The organism is Halomonas litopenaei, from assembly GCF_017303055.1.
Lineage (GTDB): Bacteria > Pseudomonadota > Gammaproteobacteria > Pseudomonadales > Halomonadaceae > Halomonas > Halomonas litopenaei_A.
The window spans coordinates 371,412-390,268 of the sequence record NZ_JAEKJT010000004.1 but is presented as its reverse complement, the minus strand read 5'-3'; the positions used below and the strand labels follow the sequence as shown (position 1 = coordinate 390,268).

Genomic DNA, 18,857 nt, shown 5'->3' with positions numbered 1-18,857 from the left:
AGAGAGGTAGCAAAGAGTTTATGCCACCAACGCAAGCGCTCCCAGCACCTGCGTTGGTCCTCGCTTCGGATAGCGGGTTCAGCCTGAAACGGCGAAGCTAGCCTGGTTGAGCCACAGGTGCACGGCAACGCTGGCGGCGTAGCCCAGGGCAATCACCGGCGCCCAGCGCAGGTGGCCCATGAAGGTGTAGTAGCCGCGAGCCTGGCCCATCAATGCGACCCCTGCAGCAGATCCGATCGACAGCAAGCTGCCTCCGACGCCTGCGGTCAGCGTGATCAGCAGCCAGTGGCCGTGGGACATGTCCGGCTCCATCGTCAGCACCGCAAACATCACGGGAATGTTGTCGACCACCGCCGAGATGATGCCCAGCGCGATATTGGCCCAGGTCGCATCCCACTGCTGGTACATCACGTCGGAGAGCAGACCGAGATAGCCCATGAAGCCCAGGCCACCGACGCACATGACGACGCCGTAGAAGAACAGCAGCGTATCCCACTCGGCCCTCGCCACGCGGTTGAAGACGTCAAAGGGCACCACACTGCCGAGCTGTTCGAGCTTCTTCCAGTCACCTTTCTGGGTATAGGCAGTGCGCTTGCGGTCCAACGACTTCGGCAGACTCTTGCGCAGGTAGAAGCCGAAGAACTGGAGGTAGCCGAGCCCGGTCATCATGCCCAGCACCGGCGGCAGGTGCAGTAGGGTATGGCAGGCCACGGCAGTCGCTACCGTCAGCAGGAACAGCACAATGATCCGTCTGGCGCCACGCTTGAGTTCGACCGTCTCTTCCAGGCTGTCCGGGGTACGGTTGTGGATAAAAAAGCTCATGACCACCGCCGGCACCAGGAAATTGACCAGCGAGGGAAGCAGCAGGTCGAAGAACTCCTGAAACTCGATCAGTCCGGCCTGCCAGACCATCAGCGTGGTGATGTCGCCGAACGGGCTGAAGGCCCCTCCCGCGTTGGCCGCCACCACGATATTGATGCAGCACAGATTGATGAACTTCTTGTCGCCTTCCGCCACCTTCGTCACCACTGCACACATCAGCAGCGCGGTGGTCAGGTTGTCGGCGATGGGGGAAATCACGAACGCCAGGCCGCCGGTCAGCCAGAACAGAGTGCGATAGCTGAACCCCTTCTGCACCATCCACGAGCGCAGCCCGTCGAATACCCTGCGTTCATCCATGGCGTTGATGTAGGTCATCGCCACCAGCAGGAACAGCATCAGCTCGGAAAATTCCAGCAGGGTGACGTGGAAGGCATGCTCTGCCGCGTCAGGCATACCGGACTGAACGTAGGTCCAGCCAATCAGCGCCCAGATCAAGCCCGCAGCGACCAATACTGGCTTGGACTTGCGCATGTGCAGCTTTTCTTCGGCCATGACCAGTGCATAGGCCAGTACGAAGATGGCGACCGCAATGAAGCCAGTGGTGGAGCTGGTGAGATCAAGCTCTCCGGTAACAGCGAGGCTGTTGCCTGCCAGTGTGAGGCCCGCCAGGAGCATGGCGATCAGCAGCGGCCAGCGACGTGGTCGTCGTAAGCCAATATCAGTCGTGTACATGACGATGGCATCCTGAAAATGAATGAAAGATGGAGAAATCGCCATCGAGCCTATCACAGCGTTTTGCACCGCAATATGCTGCCAAAGGCGCGCTGTGCTGCACCTTTGGTAGGGGGCGTTGGTGCCGTGACCTGGAGGTAGCCGATGCAGCCATAAGGGGTCACATGTCGGCAAAGAAGTGTCATGAAGTGGCGGGCAGGACAAGAAACGCGACGCTGGCGCAACTGACGTGGATCGGTTGAAGCATTCGCGGACCTGCTCATTTGATGGGGATCTATGGCATCATGCGGGCCAGAAGGGCTGAGCCGGCCTTTCCCACTCCAGTTTTAGCCAGGCGTCCGTCCCATGTTTCTTGATGAGTATCATTCCTGTATCGACGATTGCATCTTGGTGTCCGCCGAACAGGCCAGCCGTTTTGCCAAGTGTATCGCCGGTGACTTCAATCCGATCCACACGCCGGGCGCCCGTCGGTTCTGTGTCCCCGGAGATCTGCTGTTCGCCCTGGTATTGAAGCGATTTGGTCTGTCGCAGCACATGAATTTCCGGTTCCTGGCCATGGTGGGCGCCGACCGCCCGCTCAGTTTCATCGAGCATGGTGATCGCGTCATCCGGGTGCAGGACGGTGATGGCAAGTGTTACCTCGAGGTAGAGCGGCGTGGTGAGGTGACCTTCGACGAGCAGGTGGTCGAAGCCTTCACGCGCTGCTATGTCGCCTTTTCGGGCAAGAATTTCCCTCACTACCTGAAGCCGCTGATGGAAGACTGCGGCGTCATGTTCAATCCCAAGCGTCCGCTGGTGATCTACGACAGCATGGGCTTCTCGCTGGATCGACTGGATGCCCAGATGCCTGCATTGCGGCTGCTTGACTCGCGGCTGGAAGTGATTGGCAAGCGTGGCGATGTGCATCTCGATTTTGCCATTGAGGCGGCGGGTGAGGTGATTGGGCGTGGTGGCAAGAAGCTGGTGGTGAGCGGGCTCTGCCCCTACGACGCTGGCGCCATGGAGGAGATCGTCGAGGACTTCTATCGCCTCAAGCAGGAGCACGCGGGCGTGACCTGCTGAGGGCGGTTGCCCTCAGCGATGGGAGAGGATGCGCTGGGACGGGGGGATGTTCCGAGTGACACCAGGGTCGGAGCCAAAGCCAGAGCCAGAGCCAGCGTGCTGCTGGACTACCCCTGCAGCAGCATGCTCCATGATCCCCGAACCAGACCAAGGGCCAGAAACAGAAGCACCAGCGCCCACACAGGGATGCGCTTCAGCACAATAAAACCTGCCGCCACGGTGGCGATGTCGACCAGCGAATCGATCGCACTTCGACAGATAGGATCGATGAAGGCCGCACCGAGCAGTCCGACGACGGCGGCATTGGCTCCCTTCATCGCCGCTCTCAAACGAGCGTGCTGGCCCAAGCGCTGCCACAGTGGCAGCAGGCCCACCACCAGCAGGGCGCCAGGAAGGAAGATGGCGACCAGCGCAAGAGCACCGGCCCATAGGCTCATGCCTCCCGCCACGGTGCCCAGATAGGCCGCAAAGGTGAACAGAGGCCCCGGGACTGCCTGGGCAGCGCCGTACCCCGCCACGAAGTCCGCTTCAGACACCAGCCCCTTGCCCACCATTTCGGCGTCGAGTAGCGGCAACACGACGTGGCCGCCGCCAAAGACCAAAGCCCCCGCCCGGTAGAAGCTGTCGGCAAGGTCGGCCCATAGCGCGTCGGTGCCTGCCGCCAGGATAGGCAAGGCCACCAGCATCACGGCGGCAAGCAAAAGTGCCAGCGCACTGACCCAGCCAGCGAGGGGCGCCGCCAGGGAAGTGGTAGAGCCCGGCGGAGCGTCGGCGCTTAGCCACCAGATGCCACACAGGCCCCCGAACAGGATGACGGCCACCTGTGCACTGATGCCACCCATGGCGAGCATGACCGCCAGGGCAGCCAGCGCAATGCCTGCACGGGGCAGGTCGGGACACAGTTGACGCGCCATGCCGTGGATCGCGTGAGCGACAATGACGACGGCCACCAGCTTGAGCGAATGAATCAGCGCCTCGCCGATGGCGCCGTCCATGCTGCCAGCACCCAGTGCAAATGCCATCATCGCCAGTGCAGAAGGCAGGGTGAAGGCGAGCCAGGCCAGCAGCGCCCCCGTCAGTCCTCCGCGCATCAGCCCGATGGCCAGCCCCACCTGGCTACTGGCAGGGCCCGGCAAGAACTGACACAGCGCGACCAGCTCCGCGTAAGCGGTATCCGAAAGCCATCCACGCTGTTTGACAAAGACCTGCCGAAAGTAGCCCAGGTGAGCGACAGGCCCGCCAAAGGATGTCAGCCCCAGGCCAAGAAACGTCAGGAAAATTTCCCGATACCCTGGAGCAGGATGATCTTGCCACGGGTGGTCCGGACAGGTGTGATCCGGACCGCGACCGTGTGAAGAGCGGCGGCGTGAAGAGGGGCGATCGTGGTGCATGGGTTCACCGAAGGAAAAAGGTCGGTTCAGCGTATCGTCTTCCCATGACCATGCGATGAAGGCCCATGTGGTAAACACACGCAGAGTCTCGTTGGTCGCGATGGATCTCCATGGCACCACCGCAGGACCCGCCGCGAAATGAGGTGCATGTGAAGGCATGTAGCACTTCGCATGCACCCCGTGGGCAAAGGGCCGAACGCGGTGAGTCCTGAACGCGAAGGGCGGCAGGCGTCATCCGCGCGTCTGAACTCTCTTAGCACAAGTTGCTTGGCACAAGTCTCTTAACGCAAGTAGAGCTGGCCCTGTTCGTACAGGCTGCGGCAGTCGCTGGCGTCGTGGAAGCGGTCGGCGTCGATGTTGCCGGCGGCAGCGCCTGGGCCCAGGAAGCGCGGATCATCGCACTCACCGTCATTGCTCCACTGGCTACCATCATCCCCCCACTCGATATCGCCACCAATGTAATCGTTGGAGGCACTGGCAGAGGCACTGGCTGCAGCGGTGTTCGAACTCACAGACTCGGAAATTTGCAGTTCCGCCGGCACCAGTCGGCCGCCCGACTCATAGGTGCCGATCCACACGTTGTAGTTACCGCTTGCCGGATTGGGCAACACAATGGCGGGATTGGTGCCACTGGCGTCATCGTTGCAGTGCCAGATACCGGCAGGATCATAGACCACCAGCGTCGTATCGCTGGAGGCGCTGGCGGCGATCTTCAGCGGATAGCTGCCGGCGGTGTAATTGATGTCCACGTCCGGAGCAGCGGGATTGACGAAGCCCGCACAGTCGGCACTGACAACGCTTGCACGTGTATCGCCGCCAGCCATGACGCTGACCGTCTGGGGATCGGGCTGGAAGCCGGCAGACAGCGTCAGGGTGGTGTAGACGGGGGTCGCGGTCCAGTCGAGGGATTGAGCGACAGCGGGTTTGCTGGTGGACATGCTGGCGCAGGCGGCGGTCAGCAGAGGCAGGGCCAGGGCAAGCGATGTGCGGGCGAACGGGGGCATGGAAGTTTCCTTGGGCGGCGCACCGGTGGGTCTGACCGGCTGAAATGCGCCAGATGTTATCGTCATGAATGCGCCTGAGCGCGTCAGGTAGTGCCAGATTCGTGGCCCGAAAATGGCGCCACGAGGGCCTAGGATAGAAAACCCTGACATTGGATTCCACTAAATGAGTCTTCGTTGATTTTTGGTCAATAGGGAAACGTCGGGGGAACCACGACCGAGGCAGCATAACGCGGACCGAGTTGAATTCTCACAGCATGATAATCTGCCGAAAAGAGCGGGATAGTGTGAAGCGATAGGGTGATGCAATTGTGTGATGCGATGGTGTGATGAAAAGGGCGGCTGACACTAGCGGCCCCCTCTCATTCTGGGGTGAGGGAAGCTCAAGAAAAAGACGTCAACAGGGCCGCTCGCAGTAGGATAGCTGCGTGAGAACGTAAGTTTTTTCCTTGAGAAAGCACCCAATAGCAGCGAGATAGTCCCTACAGAGCCCGCGACCATGGCAGTCATCGTGGACACGGTCTCATGACGGGCAGAACTAGGCTCTAATCACCGTTAGCACTAAGCTCTAATGATCCTCAGTACTAGGCTCTAGTGATAGTCAGAACGAAAGGCGTGGCACCGCCGAGATAACACACGTATACGGGTATCGGCACGGTCGATGAAGGGCACCCGGTGAGTTACCAGTGGAAGACGGCGAGGCGTCACTTGGCCAGCGGGATTGCGGGTTAATCAATCACAGGAGAATGCCGATGGATGCACCACGACAGCGTATTGCGATCTATCCCCTGACTACTCGCGTGCGAGTGGATATTGATGGCGAGGTGGTCGCCGACACCCTGCACGCGCTCGAGTTGAACGAACCTGGCTATCCAACGAGGCTTTATCTTCCTCGGGCTGATGTGGACATGACACGATTGACGCCCAGCGAGACGCGCACGCACTGTCCCTTCAAGGGGGATGCCAGCTACTTCCATGTCGATGTCGATGGGCAACGCTATGAGGATGCTGTGTGGAGCTACGAGCACCCGCTGGATGACGTCCAGGCTATTCGTGCGCACCTGGTCTTCGATCCGCGAATCGCGTCTGCCAATGTCGAGTCCTGAGACCTTTCTCCGTCCGGCAAGGTGATATCTGTCCGCTGAGCGGCGGGCTGGCGGAGTCTATGCTAGCTGCCCTCAGCACAGCGTCAGCGGCACTTCCTGCGCTTCGAAGGCGAGCAGCCACTGCTTGCGCCCCATCCCACCAGCATAGCCGGTCAGGCTGCCGTCGCTGCCAATGACCCGATGGCAGGGAATCACGATCGAAATCGGATTGCGCCCGTTGGCCGCCCCCACCGCTCGCTGGGCACCCTTGCGTCCCAGGCCTTCGGCAAGTTGTCCGTAGCTTCGCGTTTCGCCGAAGGGAATGGCGGCCAGTGCCTGCCACACCTGGCGCTGAAACTCGGTGCCCTGCGGCTCGAGCGGTAGATCAAACTGCTGACGCTGTCCGGCAAAGAACTCTGTCAGCTGTTCACGGCAGACCTCCGTCAAGGGCGTGGCGCGGGGCGTGCTCGTCGCTGCCGCGGCGTTCTCCATAAAGTCAATTCTGGCGATGCCCCGGGCGCTTGCCGCGATGACGACAGCGCCCAGAGCGCTGCTGGCGGGAGGATGATAGACGTCGATGCCAGCAAAGCCGGCGTAACGGGTTTGCGGGTCAGCCTGGATGGGCGTTGCGCGCCTTGGCATGATCGAGTCTCCACAGTGGCCGTAAAAGATGACGGTGTCAGGGGCGGGTGTCATCCCCATTGAGGTAATGCCCAGGCCGCCCGGTATGACCGTTACTGGCCCGCCATACCTCGGGATCGCGCTTTCTACGAAGACCGCCTGCCCCTCGACGTCCGCCGTCTCCTCATCATTACCACGTTACGCCAGCCATGGGCGAGCGCGGTGCGTTGTGCCTCTGTCCTCTGCGGGCAGGTGCCGCCAACCATTGACGATGGGGTTGTCGAGCGTGTCGCCCCGGCGCCTGGTCGGCGTTGGCTGGTGAGACGGCATGTCCGGCTCCCGAAAGGTATGCTTGATGACGCGTCTATTCGCGCCTTGAGGCCAGGACTGGCCAAAAGCGGCACTCTCTGAAAACTCACTGGACGGCATCGTCTGCCGATGACGTCTGTCAGCTGCCGAGGAGACTGGCATGTCACTTCCCCTGACTCGCCACCATCGACCGCGCCAGGTCATGGAGGCCATCCACACGGCCAACGCGCACCTTGATGCGGATGACCAGCGCACCAAGTACGCCAAGATCGCGGCGTCTCCCTACGCCTTCTTTCGGGGCACCAATCATCTTTACTGGGCGGATGTCTGGCACGACTGGCGCTTCTCTCTCTTCGGTGGCCAGGTGGACACGCAGACATGGTTGCAGGGCGATGCCCACGCCTACAACTTCGGCGCCTATGGCCACCATGACGATCGCGTGCGATATGGCATGGACGACTTCGACGATGCGCTGATCGGGGACTATCAGTATGACCTGTGGCGCCTGTCCATCAGCCTGGTGCTGGATGCCGAGGAGAATGGCGTCTCGCGCAAGACATTGAGGCGTGGTCTCAAGCATCTGGTGCTCAGCTACCACAAGACCCTGGCGACGTATCGCGCGGGAGAGTCGCCGGGGCATGTCAGTGTCGATACCGCCAAGGGGCCGCTCAAGCCCTTCATGCAGAAGGTGGAACGCAAGAAAAGTCGGGCCAAGATGCTCGACAAGTGGACCGTGCAGGAGGAAACCGGGCGCAGGCTGCAGCGTGAAGGCAAGCTGATCAACTTGCCTGCCCATCTGGATAGTCAGCTGCGCAAGGCCATCAATGAAGAGTACCGCAGTACCCTGAAAGGTGAGCTGAGTGACGCGGAGGACGCGCACTTTTCCGTCAAGGATACCGCCAGGCGGATCGATGCCGGTACCGGGTCGCTGGGCCTCGAGCGCTTCTACGTATTGATCGAGGGAGGCAAGGATCACGAGCACGACGATGTCATTCTCGACGTCAAGGAGCAGCCGGGGCCAGCGGGGCTAGTACTCATGAGCAGCGCGGGCAAGCGAGCCTGGAAAGCCACCTTTCCCCACGAAGGCGCCCGTCACGCCGCCGCCTTTCGAGCCATTGCCGAACACCCCGACATCTATCTGGGGTGGCTGCACCTGGGCGACAAGGTGTTCTCGGTGCGTGAGCGGTCTCCCTACAAAGAGGACTTTCCGACCCACAAGCTCGACAGCGGCAAGGCGTATCGGCAGCTGGTGAAGCAGTGGGGAGCGATTCTGGCTCGGGAGCATCTACGCGGAGCAGCGGCGCTCACGCCTGACGACCCTGGGCGCTTTGCCCGTGCGGTCGGTCGCCAGGTTGACGGTCAGCTGGACAGCGTCGTGGAAATGGTGAGTACCCTGTCCCTGAGCTATGCCCGCTGCGTGGCTCAGGACCATCAGACCTTTGTGGAAGCACAGGCCGCAGCCACCTGACCCTCGCCAGCGTTGAGGCGCACGACCTAACCGATCTGTCGCTGCAGGCCGTCGTCGGGGCCCTGATAGACCCGTTCGACGGTGCGCCTCATCAGCCTGCGCGACAGGCTCGGCAGCAGTCGCATGCCCAGGGTCGCCAGGCGCGCCTTGCGGGTCGGCACGATCAGGAAGTCGCCCTGGGCCAGCCCAGCCATGATGTCGTCGGCGATGGCGTCGACGCTGGCCTTGGGAATGGACAGCGTCTGGGCGCGGTTTTCCGGGGTGCGGCCCTGTTCGAGCTGATCCACCATCGGGGAGTCGAATTCGCCGGGGCAGGCCAGTTGGACGCGAATGCCACGCGGCGAGAGTTCGTAGTAGAGCGATTCGGTCAAACCCACCAGGGCGTGTTTGCTGGCGCAGTAGGGGGTATAGCCAAAGACGCCCGTGAGGCCAGCCACCGAGGCGATATTGATCAGCCAGGCCGTGGGCGCGCCGGTGCTGGTGTCGTTGTTGCTGCCGGCGACCAGATGGGGCAATGCCGCCCGGGTGGCGTTGAGCGGTCCGAAGTAGTTGACCTCCATGACCTCGCGAAAGTCGTTGTCGGTCAAGGTCTCGAAGTAGCCCTCGCGCAGGATGCCGGCGCAGTTGATCAGGCCATCGATGCCCTCTGTTCTGGCGGCAATGGCGTCCATGCCGCTGCGTGTAGCGGCCGCATCGGTCACGTCCAGAGCCTCAATCTCGACCACGGCGGAGGGCCGTGCGGCGATGAGTGAACGCTGGGCGCTTTCCAGACGCGCCCGTTGGCGCGCCACCAGAGTGACGCGGGCGCCTTTATCCAGCAGTCTGCCGGCCAGTGCCAGCCCAAGCCCGGAGGAGCCTCCGGTGATGACGATATGACGTTGCTTGAACATGCTCTCTCTCCTGCTTGCCAAATGAAGGCCCGGGTGACCGCCCGGGCGTTCGCACCTCGTGACTGTTATTGCGTTGTCATTACGCTGCTAGTGGCTGGCAGAAGCAGCCTCCGAGGCGTTGGCGGGGGTGGCGGAAGTGGCAATCGGGAAGGTGGGGCTGAAGGTATCCATCAGGGCAAAGAGGGTCTGCAATGTTTGCAGGTCACCCTGTGGGGTCACACGCCCTGCGGCGATTTCATCGCCCAGGGACGTCTGCTGCAGCAACACACGGTTCAGCACATCTCGGGACAGGGTGAGGCTCAGATCGGCGTCATCACCGGTGGCGTCGCGACGGTGACGCAGGACGCCGTTGGCCAGGCTCAACCGGTAGTGGCGATCGCTGTCACTGAAGTGCCAGTCGATAGCGAGGCGCGTGGCGGCTGCGCGGGGACCATTGAGACGAACCGCCAGCAGGTCGAAGACCTGCTCGATCGGCAGCGCAGCGATCATGTCCGGGGAGGCGGTGGTGACCGCATTGGCGGTGTCGATGCCGTTGCGCAGTTCCCGGGCTCCGGTCAGGTAGATGTTGCGCCAGGGGCCCGACTCGGTCTGGTAGCCGAGCTGTTCGAAGACGTCCGCCTGTAGCTCACGGGCCTCGGCAAGTTGCGGTTGGGCCTGCACCAGATGATCGAGCAGCATCGCCGCCCAGCGGTAGTCGCCTTGCTCAACGGCGGACTGGCCAAGGGCCAGCACGGCGTCGGCGCCACCCAATGCCTCGACATAGCGCTGTCCCGCCGGCACCGGAGGCAGCGGGTTCAGTGTGGCGGGATTGCCGCTCCAGAAGCCCAGGTAACGTTGGTAGATGCCCTTCACGTTATGGGTGACGGTGCCGTAGTAGCCGCGATTGAACCACTCCTGCGCCAGGCTATCCGGCAGCTGGATTGCCTCGGCAATTTCATCGCGTTTGTAGCCCAGGTTGGCCAGCCGAAGGGTCTGGTCGTGCAGGTACTTGATCGCATCGCGCTGCTTCTCGATGTAGTTGCGAACATTGTCCTGGCCCCAGCGCGGCCAGTAGTGGGAGGTGAACACCACATCCGAGCGATTCCCGAACAGGCTGAGGGTGTCGTCCAGGGCACCGGCCCAGGCCAGGGCATCGCGCACCTTGGCGCCGCGTGGTGTCAGCATATTGTGCATCGAGGCGTTGAGGTTCTCTGCCGCCATCAGCGCGCGGTGCTGGGGAAAGTAGAACATCATCTCGGCATCGGCTTCGGTGGAGGGCGTCAGCTGGAACTCGATCTCGACACCATCGACGGTCAGCGTCTGGCCGCTGGCGGTAATCTCCTCGGTGGGCTCGATCAGGGTGAAGGTGCCCCTGGCGACGCCCTTGCCAAGGCCGTTGTCGACCTGCTGACGAGGCCCTCTCGGCAGGCCCATGGCGTGCATGTACTGAGAACGTCGGCTCATGGTGTTGCCCAGCAGCACCATCTCACTGGCGACGTGTTCGGTGAAATGTTCGGGGGCGATGACCCTTACTTCCCCCGCATCCACCTGCTGCTGGCTGATCACCCCCTTGACCCCGCCGAAGTGGTCGGGATGAGAGTGGGTGTAGATCACGGCAGTGACAGGTCGTTGGCCAAGCTCCTGATTGACCAGTGCCATGGCGGCCTCTGCGGGCTCTGTCATGGTCATCGGATCGATCACGATCCAGCCGGTGTCGCCACGAATCACGCTCATGGTGGTGAGATCGAAGCCGCGCACCTGGTAGATGCCATCGACCACTTCGTAGAGACCGGGGGTATTGTTGAGCTGCGCCTGGCGCCACAGGCTCGGGTTGACGCTGTGGGGCGCCTCGCCGTTGAGGAATTCCTGGTAGACCGCGACGTCCCAGACCACGTGACCGTCGTCAGCCTGGATCTTGAGATCCGGCGTGGCCTTGATCAGTCCGCGTCCGGCATCGTCGAAGTCGGCCCGGTCAGAGAAATCGAGAGAGTCCAGCACGGCCTGATGGGCGGCGATGGTGTCATCACTGGCGGGCTTGGGTGCAATGGCGTCCGCCGCGTAAACGCAGGGCATGTAGCTGGCGAAGGCAACGGCTGAGGCCAGCAGGGTGCGGCGCAGGGAGCGAGACATCATGACGATATCCTCTTTTGGTCGTGTGTAGGGTGATGGTTGTCGTGGTCCTGAGTGCTGGCGCCAACGGTCAGAAGTCGACCCTGAGGCTCGCCGTCAGATAGTCAAAGTCGGTATCTGCATAGGGGGTGTTGCCGCTGCCGCTCCAGCTCACCTCGGCGTGGTAGCGCTCCTGGAAGTCCGCTTGCAGGCCAAGGCTGCCGAACAGCCGGTCTTCGACGAAGTTGAGGTCATAGGACCAGCCGGAAACGTCATGGCCAAACAGGGCGTAGGGCGTCAGCGTCAGCCCCGGCAGCACATTGGGGTAAATCAGCTGACCGCGCAGACGATAGCCCCACGAAAAATCGCTGGCGTAGCCGTCCCCGGAGCAGCCGCGACCCTTGTAGGCAGGGTTGGCGGTCGCGATGGTGCAACCCGCTTCGCTGCCCTGGGCCAGGTCGGTGCCAAACAAATCGCCCTTGGCATAGCGACGCTCGTCCAGGCTTGGCAGGTCGTGGACATACTTCATGCCGGCTTCGCCCACCAGCACCAGCGCCTTGGCACCCAACACGTCCGGTACCGGCTGGATAGCGCCCAGGGTCAGTTGGGACACGTCGTAGCGGTCAAAACCTCGAAAGACATCGCCTGCTGCGGTGTCGCGGGCGGCCTGAGCCAGGGTGATGTCCTGGCCAATGGCGCCGGACAGGAATTCAGGATCGGCGATGAAGGCCGCGATCAGGTCTGCGGTGGCCAGCTGCAACGGCTGGTCATGACGAAAGCTGTACTCGCCGAACACTCGCGTGGCTTGACCGAACTTGGTGTGAAAGCCCAACCCGAAGACCTGGATATCCTCTGGGTAGTCAGCGAAGTACTGCATGTTGCGTGAGCGGTCATAGCTTGAGTCGGTCGGCGGACGCCAGCCCGGCGACAGGCCGTTGTCATCGGTGCCGGTGTAGCTGTCGGAGATGACGCTGGCGTAGGGGCGGCGGGAGTGGATGTTCATGGCGTAGCCGGAGAAGGTGGTATCCGCACTGGGCGAGTAGCTCAGGCGCAGGCCGAACTGGCCTTCATCCTCCGGCGTGTCGTCCGGGCCTCGGTCGACATACAAATCTCCCTGGTAGCCTGCCCGGTCATTGGGCCCCCGGGGGACCGCACCACCACAGCCATCGGCGATGTAGTCGTAAGAACTGAAGGCGGTGCCGCAGCCATCGAGCACCGACTTGTCCCAGTCGAGCTGGTAGAAGGCCCCCAGCTCCCAGCGTGGTGTCAGGGCCAGCTCTGCCGATAGCAGCGTGGTCGCCAGGCGCAGGTTGTCGCCCGGCATGCGCAGCGCCGCCGGGCGGTAGGGATTGATGGTATTGACCCCGTTGATGAAGAACTTGCTCTCTCCCCAGGGCAGGTACTGATCGCCGAGGGTCAGGTGGAGATCGTGGCCCGCAGGGGCGAAGTCCCCGTAGACGTAGGCTTCGGTGAACGTCGTGCCCTTGAAGCGTGACAGGCGATGAAAGCGGTGGTCATCGAGGGGTTCGTTGCGCTCGTAGCCATTGGCCAGACTGCCGAACGGAACGCTGTGGTGCTGCTGGTGGATGTCATACCAGGCCTTGCCGGCAATCCGAGCCCCGACGTTGCGATAGTCGAGATCCAGCTGGGTCGCCAGGATCACCGGTGTGGAGGCCAGCTCGCGATCGGCATAGTTGGCACGACCATCATCGATGTTGCGTGCCCCCGTGGGGTTGTAGCCAGTGGCGCCAGGGTCGGCTGCCTCGGCGTTACCCTGGAACAGAAAGTCCTGGTCGGAAGATTCGGCACGCCAGATGGCGCCGACACTGAGCGAGCCGGAAAGCTTGGCGTGAATCTCGCCGACGTCGCCCTCCAGGGCGTCAGCGTCAGGGACGCACAGGAGGCCCGGCAGGGTGGCCAAGGACAGGCACAGGGCCGTCCGGCGCATGCCGCTGGCATGCGCTGCAGAAGTGAGTGGCATGGTTCGCCTCTTGGTCTTGTCGTTATCGTTATGGGAGCTGCGATACCGTCATGTCGTGGCTATTCCCGGGCAGGATAGCGACGCCACAGGCAGGGAATCGGGTAGGCTGCCAGTCGCTGTTCAAGCTCGCTGGCGTCAACGTTGTCGGGCAGCTGGACATCGGCGACCAGCCCAAGGGCGGCGTCCTGGCGAGCGCTGATCCGGGCCACCCCCGCGCCGAGCAGAGTATCGGCGACCGACTGGTAGACCCGTGCGACCGCATCCTGGCGCAGCGCAGGCTTGAACACCTTGCCCACGGCGGTCAGCGGGATCGTGTCCATGAACCAGATGTTCTTGGGGATCGCGGCCTTCTCTGCCAGGTGCGCCTGGCAGTGACTGAGCAAGGCCTCTTCGCCGACCTCTCGACCTGGCTGCAGGCTGACATAGGCCACCGGGAGTTCACCGACCCGGTCGCAGGGCTTGCCCACTGCGGCAGCCATCTGTACCGAGGGGTGACGGTAGAGGACATCTTCGATCAGCTGTGGGTCGATGTTGTGGCCGCCTCGGATGATCAAGTCCTTGGCGCGGCCGGTGATCCAGATGTAGCCATCCCGATCCTGGCGGGCCAGGTCACCGGTGTTGAACCAGCCCTCCTCGACCCAGATGCCACGGTTCTGTTCAGGCTGGCGATAGCCAGCGAAGACGTTGGGGCCTCGGATCACCAGGGTGCCGATGTCGTCGACCTCACAGTCACGCAGGTAGCGGCCGTGGTCGTCCAGCGTGACCACCCTGGCGCCGGTGTAGGGCAGGGCCAGGCCGACGGACCCGGTGCGGCGCTCGCCTGCCAGGGGGTTGGCCATGCTGCCGCAGGTGCCCTCGGTCATGCCGAAGCCCTCGATCAGGACGATCCCCGTCAACTCCTCGAAGTGCCCGTGAACCGCTCGGGGCAAGGGCGCACCACCGCTGAGTGCGCTGGTGAGACTGGACACATCGGCGTCACCAAAGGGCACCTCAAGCAGTCGTGAGTAGATCGCCGGGACCGCGCTGAAGAAGGTGACCTGGTAACGCTCCACCAGTGACCAGAAGCCCTCGGCCAGCCCTGGCGTGCGGAAGCCTGCCGGCGTTGCCAACAGCACCTCAGCGCCGATCATCAGCGGGCCTAGCCCGGTGATCAGCACCGCGTTGACATGAAACAGCGGCAGCCCGCACAGGATCACCGCATCATCGGCATGGCGGAACAGCATCTGCATCATGGCGGCGTTGGCCACCTCGTTGGCGTGGCTGTGAGGCGCCAGCTTGGGCAGCCCGGTGGTGCCCCCGGTATGGAACAACGAGGCACGGTCGCTGGCACGAATCCGGCGTCCGCTGACCAGGTGGTCATCAGGGGCACGCTCGAGGCAGGCGTCGAAGTCGGCACACCAGTCCTCATCGGGGAGTGGCAGCGTCTGACGCAAGGCGACGGCCTCTGCCTCGGGCAGAAACTGCGCCGCGTCCACATACAGGACCTTGGTGAGGGTAGGGACCTGGTCCCTGATGGCCTCGACCTTGGCCCAGATGTCGCTGCCGGGAAAGGGGGCCAGGGCAACCAGAACGCGGGTGCCCGCGGCCTTCATGATGCCGGCAATGTGCTCGGGCTCGAGCATCGGGTTGATCGGATTGACCACTCCTGCGGCTTCCGCCCCCCACAGGGTGAAGTGGGTCTGCGGCAGGCTTGGCAGCAGGAACGAGACGACCGTGTCCCGGTCGATGCCAAGGGCATGAAAGGCATTGGCCGCCTGCAGGGTGCGGGCGAGAAAGTCGCGGTAGCGATAGCAGTGGCTGCTGTCGTCATCGGGCGTCATGACGAAGCGAAGGGCGACAGCGTCGGGCATTCGGCGAGCGCTGTCGGCAATCACATCTAGCGTGCTTTCGGGCAGGCCCAGGGATTCCCAGGGCGTCTGCTCGATGACCTCGATGTCGCCTCGGTCCCGGATCAACGGGAAGCCCTGGATGTGAGCGAGGTAGGAGGGCAGCTCAGGGATGCCAGCGGTGGTCATGTCGGGGCTCCAGATCGTTTCGACGGGGCAGGTAATACCGTCATCACAAGCCTGCGCTGCATGGGGTCATCCCTAGCGCGCCAGCCATTGCATCAGCTTGAGGACCTTGTGGGTGGTCTTGGTGTAGGGCGGTATCAGCGGTTTCATGCTGTCGAAGGGCCCCTGGCGATACATCGGGCGCAGTTTCGAAAAGGTGATGAAGCCATCGCGCCCGTGATAGTGGCCCATGCCGCTGTCGCCGATGCCGCCAAAGGGAAGGTCATGCTGGCCGACGTGCAGCAAGGCATGATTGACCGAGACCCCTCCCGACTGGATTCGCTCGATATAGCGATCCACCAGAGCCGTGTCCCGGGAGAAGGGATAGAGCGCAAGAGGGCGAGGCCGAGCATTGATGTAGTCGATGACCTCCTGTGGCTCGCGGTAGGTCATCACGGGCAGCAGCGGGCCGAAGATCTCGCGCTGCATGATCTGCATGTCATCGGCCACGTCCAGCACCAGGTGGGGGGCGAACTTGCGCGTGGCCGGATCACTGCCCTGTTGTGACAGTCGAATGACTCGCGCGCCCTTGGCCTCGGCATCGTCCAGGGTGGCCTGAAGACGCTGATAGGAGGTCTCGTCGATGATCGAGGTGTAGTCCGGGCTTGCCAGGTCGGGGTAACGCTGGTGAACGATGGCCTTGGCAGCATCCACCAGGGCATCCAGCGTCCCTTCAGGCACAAACAGGTAGTCCACCGTGGTGCAGATTTGACCTGCGTTGAGCAGTTTGACGAACAGCAGCCGTCTGGCAGCCTCTTCCAATGGAAAATCCGGGGCGAGTATCGCCGGAGCCTTGCCCCCCAGCTCCAGGGTGACAGGTGTCAGGTTCTCGGCGGCGTTGGCCATCACCTTGCGTCCGGTGGCGGTGGAGCCGGTGAAGACCAGGTGATCGAAGGGCAGCCGGCTAAAATGTGGCCCAAGCATGCCATCATCGGCGAAGAATCTGAGCTTGTCCGCGGCAAAGTAGCTTGGGCAGATATCGATCAGCAGCTGGGTCAGGCGAGGCGAGCGATCCGACATCTTGACCAGCGCGCGATTGCCGGCGGCAAAGATGCCGATCAGCGGGGCCAGGCTCAGGTTGAGCGGGAAGTTCCAGGGTACCAGCACGCCGACCACCCCCAGCGGCTGAGGGATGACCCTGTTGCGGGCGCCAAAGTAGAGACTGTGATCGACCCGTCGACGCTGGGGCCGCATCCATGACTTGAGATGCTTGATGGCATCCTTGATGTCGCTGAGTACCACCACAAATTCGCAGAACAGGGTTTCTTCCCGAGCGCGATTGCCGAAATCGTCGCTGATCGCCTGGACAATGGCCTCCTGGTGGTCCTGGATCATCCTGGCCAGGGCGCGCAGGTGCTGCACGCGTGCCTGATAGTCGGGCACAGGGTCTGCCAAATAGGCCTGCCGCTGCAGGGTGAAGGCCGCGTTCAGGTCATCCTGGGTCGCATCGTCGTGGGAGGCGAGTGGCGCGTTCATAGGTCGGCTCCGGCGTGTTCGCTCGTCGTAGGGGAAGGGCTGGCGCCGTCGCTGGCGATGAGGTCGTGCAGGTCCCCGCTACCGTCCAGGGATGAGCTGGAACCCGGCAGGGGAGCTGAAAAATGGACGCGCCGAACGCTGGCGGCCCGCGCCTGATCAAACACAGGGGCGTTGGCCCAGGCGTACTCGGCCAGGGCGAGGATGGTCAGCGACGGGTTGACCCCCAGGTTGCCGGGAATCAGCGAGCCGTCGATGACGCGCAGGTTGTGATAGCCAAAGACGTGGCCACGGTCATCGACCACCCCGTTGTCGGCATCGGTACCGATGGCGACGCCGCCCATCAGGTGAGCCGTGCTGGGAGCACCGGACAGGACCTCGGTAGCCACATTGCCGGCATCGCCGCCGCCAGCGGCGGCGACATAGTGCCGAGCGGCCTTGTGGGCGATGGGAAAGTAGTTGGTCAGGGCCCGATCGCCCTTGTCCTGGTAGACCGACCAGCCTGGGGCAAAGGCGCTATACCAGGGACGATGGCTTTTCAGGTGGACGTAGGTATCCCGCGTCTGCATCACCAGAAAGATGATCGAGTGGCGGGACTTGCCCACCGGGTTGAGCATGCGCAGCGTCTTGAGCGGCTGGCGCAGGATGTTGATCAACATGCTGACAGAGCGTGGCACCTGGCCTTGGGCGTCGGTCAGCGGCACGGCGCTCTGCAGGGCAAAGGTCGCGTCACCGTAGCGAGGAAAGCGGTTGATCTCGATGCGGGTCTCGTCGTCAGGGTCGAACATCGAGGTGATGGTCGGGCCATGGCAGATTTCCTGGGGCTGGCCCTGCCCATCGGCAAACCGGGCGGTGTTGACGATAAGGGTCTCGGAATTGGTGCGCACCTCCCGTCCCAGCCGCGACGATAGCCGGGGGAGAGTCTTGTCCTGATCCCTGGCCTTGAGCAGCAGGGGGATGGTGCCGAACACCCCGGCGGATAGCACCAGCCCTCGGCACCTCAGTCGATAGGGCTTCTTGGCGAAGCGGGCGGTCGAGGATTGTACGGTGATCTCGTAGCCGGCACTGCCATCACGCTCTCCGCGATCGGTGGCCAGCGGCTCGATACGGGTGACTTCGCTCTCGGCACGAATCTCGACGCCGTTACGCTCGGCAAACCACAGGTAGTTCTTGACCAGCGTGTTCTTGGCGTTGTGGCGACAGCCCATGGTGCAGCCACCGCAATAGCGACAGCTGTTACGTGTGGGGCCGTCCCCGGAGAAGTAGGGATCGCCACGTCCGGCACCGCTGCCATCGGCGGGGTCTTCAGGGAACAACACACCCGTGTTGACGGTCTGGTAGGTGGCCTCACGGCCCATGCGCCTGGCGGTTTCCTTGAGGGCGTGATCCGCGGCATTCTCGTAGTGGCTCTTGGTGACCCCGAGCATGCGCTGGGCCAGCCCGTAGTAGGGCATCAGGCGATCTTTCCAGTCGTGATGCACCCGGGTCCAGGATTCGGCGGCAAAGACCTCATCCTTGGGAATCAGATGGACATTGGCGTAGACCAGTGAGCCGCCGCCCACCCCGACGCCATGCAGGGCGGTGATCTTGCGGGTCAGGCTGATCTGCAGGTTGCCTGTCAGCCCAAGCTTGGGAGCCCACAGAAACTTCTTGAGATTCCAGGAGTTATCCGAGAACTCCTGGTCCTTCCAGCGCCGTCCTTTTTCCAGCATCAAGACCCGATGTCCCTGCTCCGACAGGCGCAGGGCGCTGACGGAACCACCGAAGCCGGTGCCGATGATGATCTGGTCGAAGTCGAAGTGCGCTTGCTCGCTGGCAGACATGGCCGGGTCCCCCTGCTCGTCTCGTTATTGTCATGCCCGAGCATAGTGAAGGCGGGAGGC

At 62.8% G+C, this 18,857-nt stretch carries 13 protein-coding genes; 3 read left to right on the top strand and 10 right to left on the bottom strand.

Annotation, left to right across the window (positions count from 1 at the left end):
• Positions 1–78: 78 nt before the first annotated feature.
• Positions 79–1,554 (bottom strand): sodium:proton antiporter NhaD, encoded by a 1,476-nt coding sequence (gene nhaD / locus JF545_RS09115; RefSeq protein ID WP_206941438.1) that lies wholly within the window; start codon positions 1,552–1,554, stop codon positions 79–81.
• A gap of 345 nt (positions 1,555–1,899) precedes the next feature.
• Here nhaD and JF545_RS09110 point away from each other — a divergent pair, with 345 nt between their 5' ends.
• On the top strand, positions 1,900–2,616 hold the full coding sequence (locus JF545_RS09110; RefSeq protein WP_206941436.1) for a DUF3581 family protein: 717 nt from the start codon (positions 1,900–1,902) through the stop codon (positions 2,614–2,616).
• A gap of 107 nt (positions 2,617–2,723) precedes the next feature.
• On the opposite strand, the gene chrA is transcribed toward JF545_RS09110, so the two are convergent.
• Both chrA and JF545_RS09100 read right to left on the bottom strand, forming a co-directional pair.
• Positions 2,724–4,007, bottom strand: a complete 1,284-nt coding sequence (chrA, locus tag JF545_RS09105) for a chromate efflux transporter (protein ID WP_206941434.1) — start codon at positions 4,005–4,007, stop codon at positions 2,724–2,726.
• Positions 4,008–4,288: 281 nt separating this feature from the next.
• The gene (locus JF545_RS09100) at positions 4,289–5,011 is read right to left on the bottom strand and encodes a hypothetical protein (protein ID WP_206941433.1); all 723 of its coding nucleotides are present in this window, start codon (positions 5,009–5,011) and stop codon (positions 4,289–4,291) included.
• A gap of 749 nt (positions 5,012–5,760) precedes the next feature.
• Between JF545_RS09100 and JF545_RS09095 the strand changes: the two genes are divergently transcribed.
• Positions 5,761–6,114 (top strand): DUF427 domain-containing protein, encoded by a 354-nt coding sequence (locus JF545_RS09095; protein ID WP_206941431.1) that lies wholly within the window; start codon positions 5,761–5,763, stop codon positions 6,112–6,114.
• A gap of 72 nt (positions 6,115–6,186) precedes the next feature.
• Here the strand turns inward: JF545_RS09095 and JF545_RS09090 are convergent, their stop codons facing one another.
• A complete protein-coding gene (locus JF545_RS09090; protein ID WP_206941429.1) occupies positions 6,187–6,735 on the bottom strand; it encodes a methylated-DNA--[protein]-cysteine S-methyltransferase in 549 nt (182 codons plus the stop codon).
• Positions 6,736–7,183: 448 nt separating this feature from the next.
• On the opposite strand from JF545_RS09090, the gene JF545_RS09085 reads away from it, so the two are divergent.
• A complete protein-coding gene (locus JF545_RS09085) occupies positions 7,184–8,491 on the top strand; it encodes a DUF2252 domain-containing protein (protein ID WP_206941427.1) in 1,308 nt (435 codons plus the stop codon).
• Positions 8,492–8,517: 26 nt separating this feature from the next.
• Here the strand turns inward: JF545_RS09085 and JF545_RS09080 are convergent, their stop codons facing one another.
• From JF545_RS09080 to JF545_RS09055, 6 genes are all read right to left on the bottom strand, one after another.
• Entirely contained in the window at positions 8,518–9,381 is an 864-nt protein-coding gene (locus JF545_RS09080; RefSeq protein WP_206941425.1) for an SDR family NAD(P)-dependent oxidoreductase, read from the bottom strand.
• An 87-nt stretch (positions 9,382–9,468) separates the two neighbouring features.
• Complete coding sequence (locus JF545_RS09075) at positions 9,469–11,493, bottom strand: alkyl/aryl-sulfatase (RefSeq protein ID WP_242520757.1); 2,025 nt, start codon at positions 11,491–11,493, stop codon at positions 9,469–9,471.
• A gap of 67 nt (positions 11,494–11,560) precedes the next feature.
• Positions 11,561–13,450 (bottom strand): DUF1302 domain-containing protein, encoded by a 1,890-nt coding sequence (locus tag JF545_RS09070; protein ID WP_206941423.1) that lies wholly within the window; start codon positions 13,448–13,450, stop codon positions 11,561–11,563.
• A 59-nt stretch (positions 13,451–13,509) separates the two neighbouring features.
• Entirely contained in the window at positions 13,510–15,465 is a 1,956-nt protein-coding gene (locus JF545_RS09065) for an acyl-CoA synthetase (protein WP_206941422.1), read from the bottom strand.
• Between the two features lie 72 nt (positions 15,466–15,537).
• The gene (locus JF545_RS09060; RefSeq protein ID WP_206941421.1) at positions 15,538–16,977 is read right to left on the bottom strand and encodes a coniferyl aldehyde dehydrogenase; all 1,440 of its coding nucleotides are present in this window, start codon (positions 16,975–16,977) and stop codon (positions 15,538–15,540) included.
• Positions 16,974–18,797: a GMC oxidoreductase gene (locus JF545_RS09055; protein ID WP_242520756.1), complete on the bottom strand. Its 1,824-nt coding sequence runs from the start codon at positions 18,795–18,797 to the stop codon at positions 16,974–16,976. The genes JF545_RS09060 and JF545_RS09055 overlap by 4 nt, the downstream gene beginning before the upstream one ends.
• Positions 18,798–18,857 lie beyond the last annotated feature (60 nt).

Excerpts from the sequence above, each read along its gene's own strand:
- nhaD (WP_206941438.1), bottom strand. The coding sequence starts at position 1,554 with ATGTACACGACTGATATTGGCTTACGACGACCACGTCGCTGGCCGCTG.
- JF545_RS09110 (WP_206941436.1), top strand. The coding sequence starts at position 1,900 with ATGTTTCTTGATGAGTATCATTCCTGTATCGACGATTGCATCTTGGTG.
- chrA (WP_206941434.1), bottom strand. The coding sequence starts at position 4,007 with ATGCACCACGATCGCCCCTCTTCACGCCGCCGCTCTTCACACGGTCGC.
- JF545_RS09100 (WP_206941433.1), bottom strand. The coding sequence starts at position 5,011 with ATGCCCCCGTTCGCCCGCACATCGCTTGCCCTGGCCCTGCCTCTGCTG.
- JF545_RS09095 (WP_206941431.1), top strand. The coding sequence starts at position 5,761 with ATGGATGCACCACGACAGCGTATTGCGATCTATCCCCTGACTACTCGC.
- JF545_RS09090 (WP_206941429.1), bottom strand. The coding sequence starts at position 6,735 with ATGCCAAGGCGCGCAACGCCCATCCAGGCTGACCCGCAAACCCGTTAC.
- JF545_RS09085 (WP_206941427.1), top strand. The coding sequence starts at position 7,184 with ATGTCACTTCCCCTGACTCGCCACCATCGACCGCGCCAGGTCATGGAG.
- JF545_RS09080 (WP_206941425.1), bottom strand. The coding sequence starts at position 9,381 with ATGTTCAAGCAACGTCATATCGTCATCACCGGAGGCTCCTCCGGGCTT.
- JF545_RS09075 (WP_242520757.1), bottom strand. The coding sequence starts at position 11,493 with ATGATGTCTCGCTCCCTGCGCCGCACCCTGCTGGCCTCAGCCGTTGCC.
- JF545_RS09070 (WP_206941423.1), bottom strand. The coding sequence starts at position 13,450 with ATGCCACTCACTTCTGCAGCGCATGCCAGCGGCATGCGCCGGACGGCC.
- JF545_RS09065 (WP_206941422.1), bottom strand. The coding sequence starts at position 15,465 with ATGACCACCGCTGGCATCCCTGAGCTGCCCTCCTACCTCGCTCACATC.
- JF545_RS09060 (WP_206941421.1), bottom strand. The coding sequence starts at position 16,977 with ATGAACGCGCCACTCGCCTCCCACGACGATGCGACCCAGGATGACCTG.
- JF545_RS09055 (WP_242520756.1), bottom strand. The coding sequence starts at position 18,797 with ATGTCTGCCAGCGAGCAAGCGCACTTCGACTTCGACCAGATCATCATC.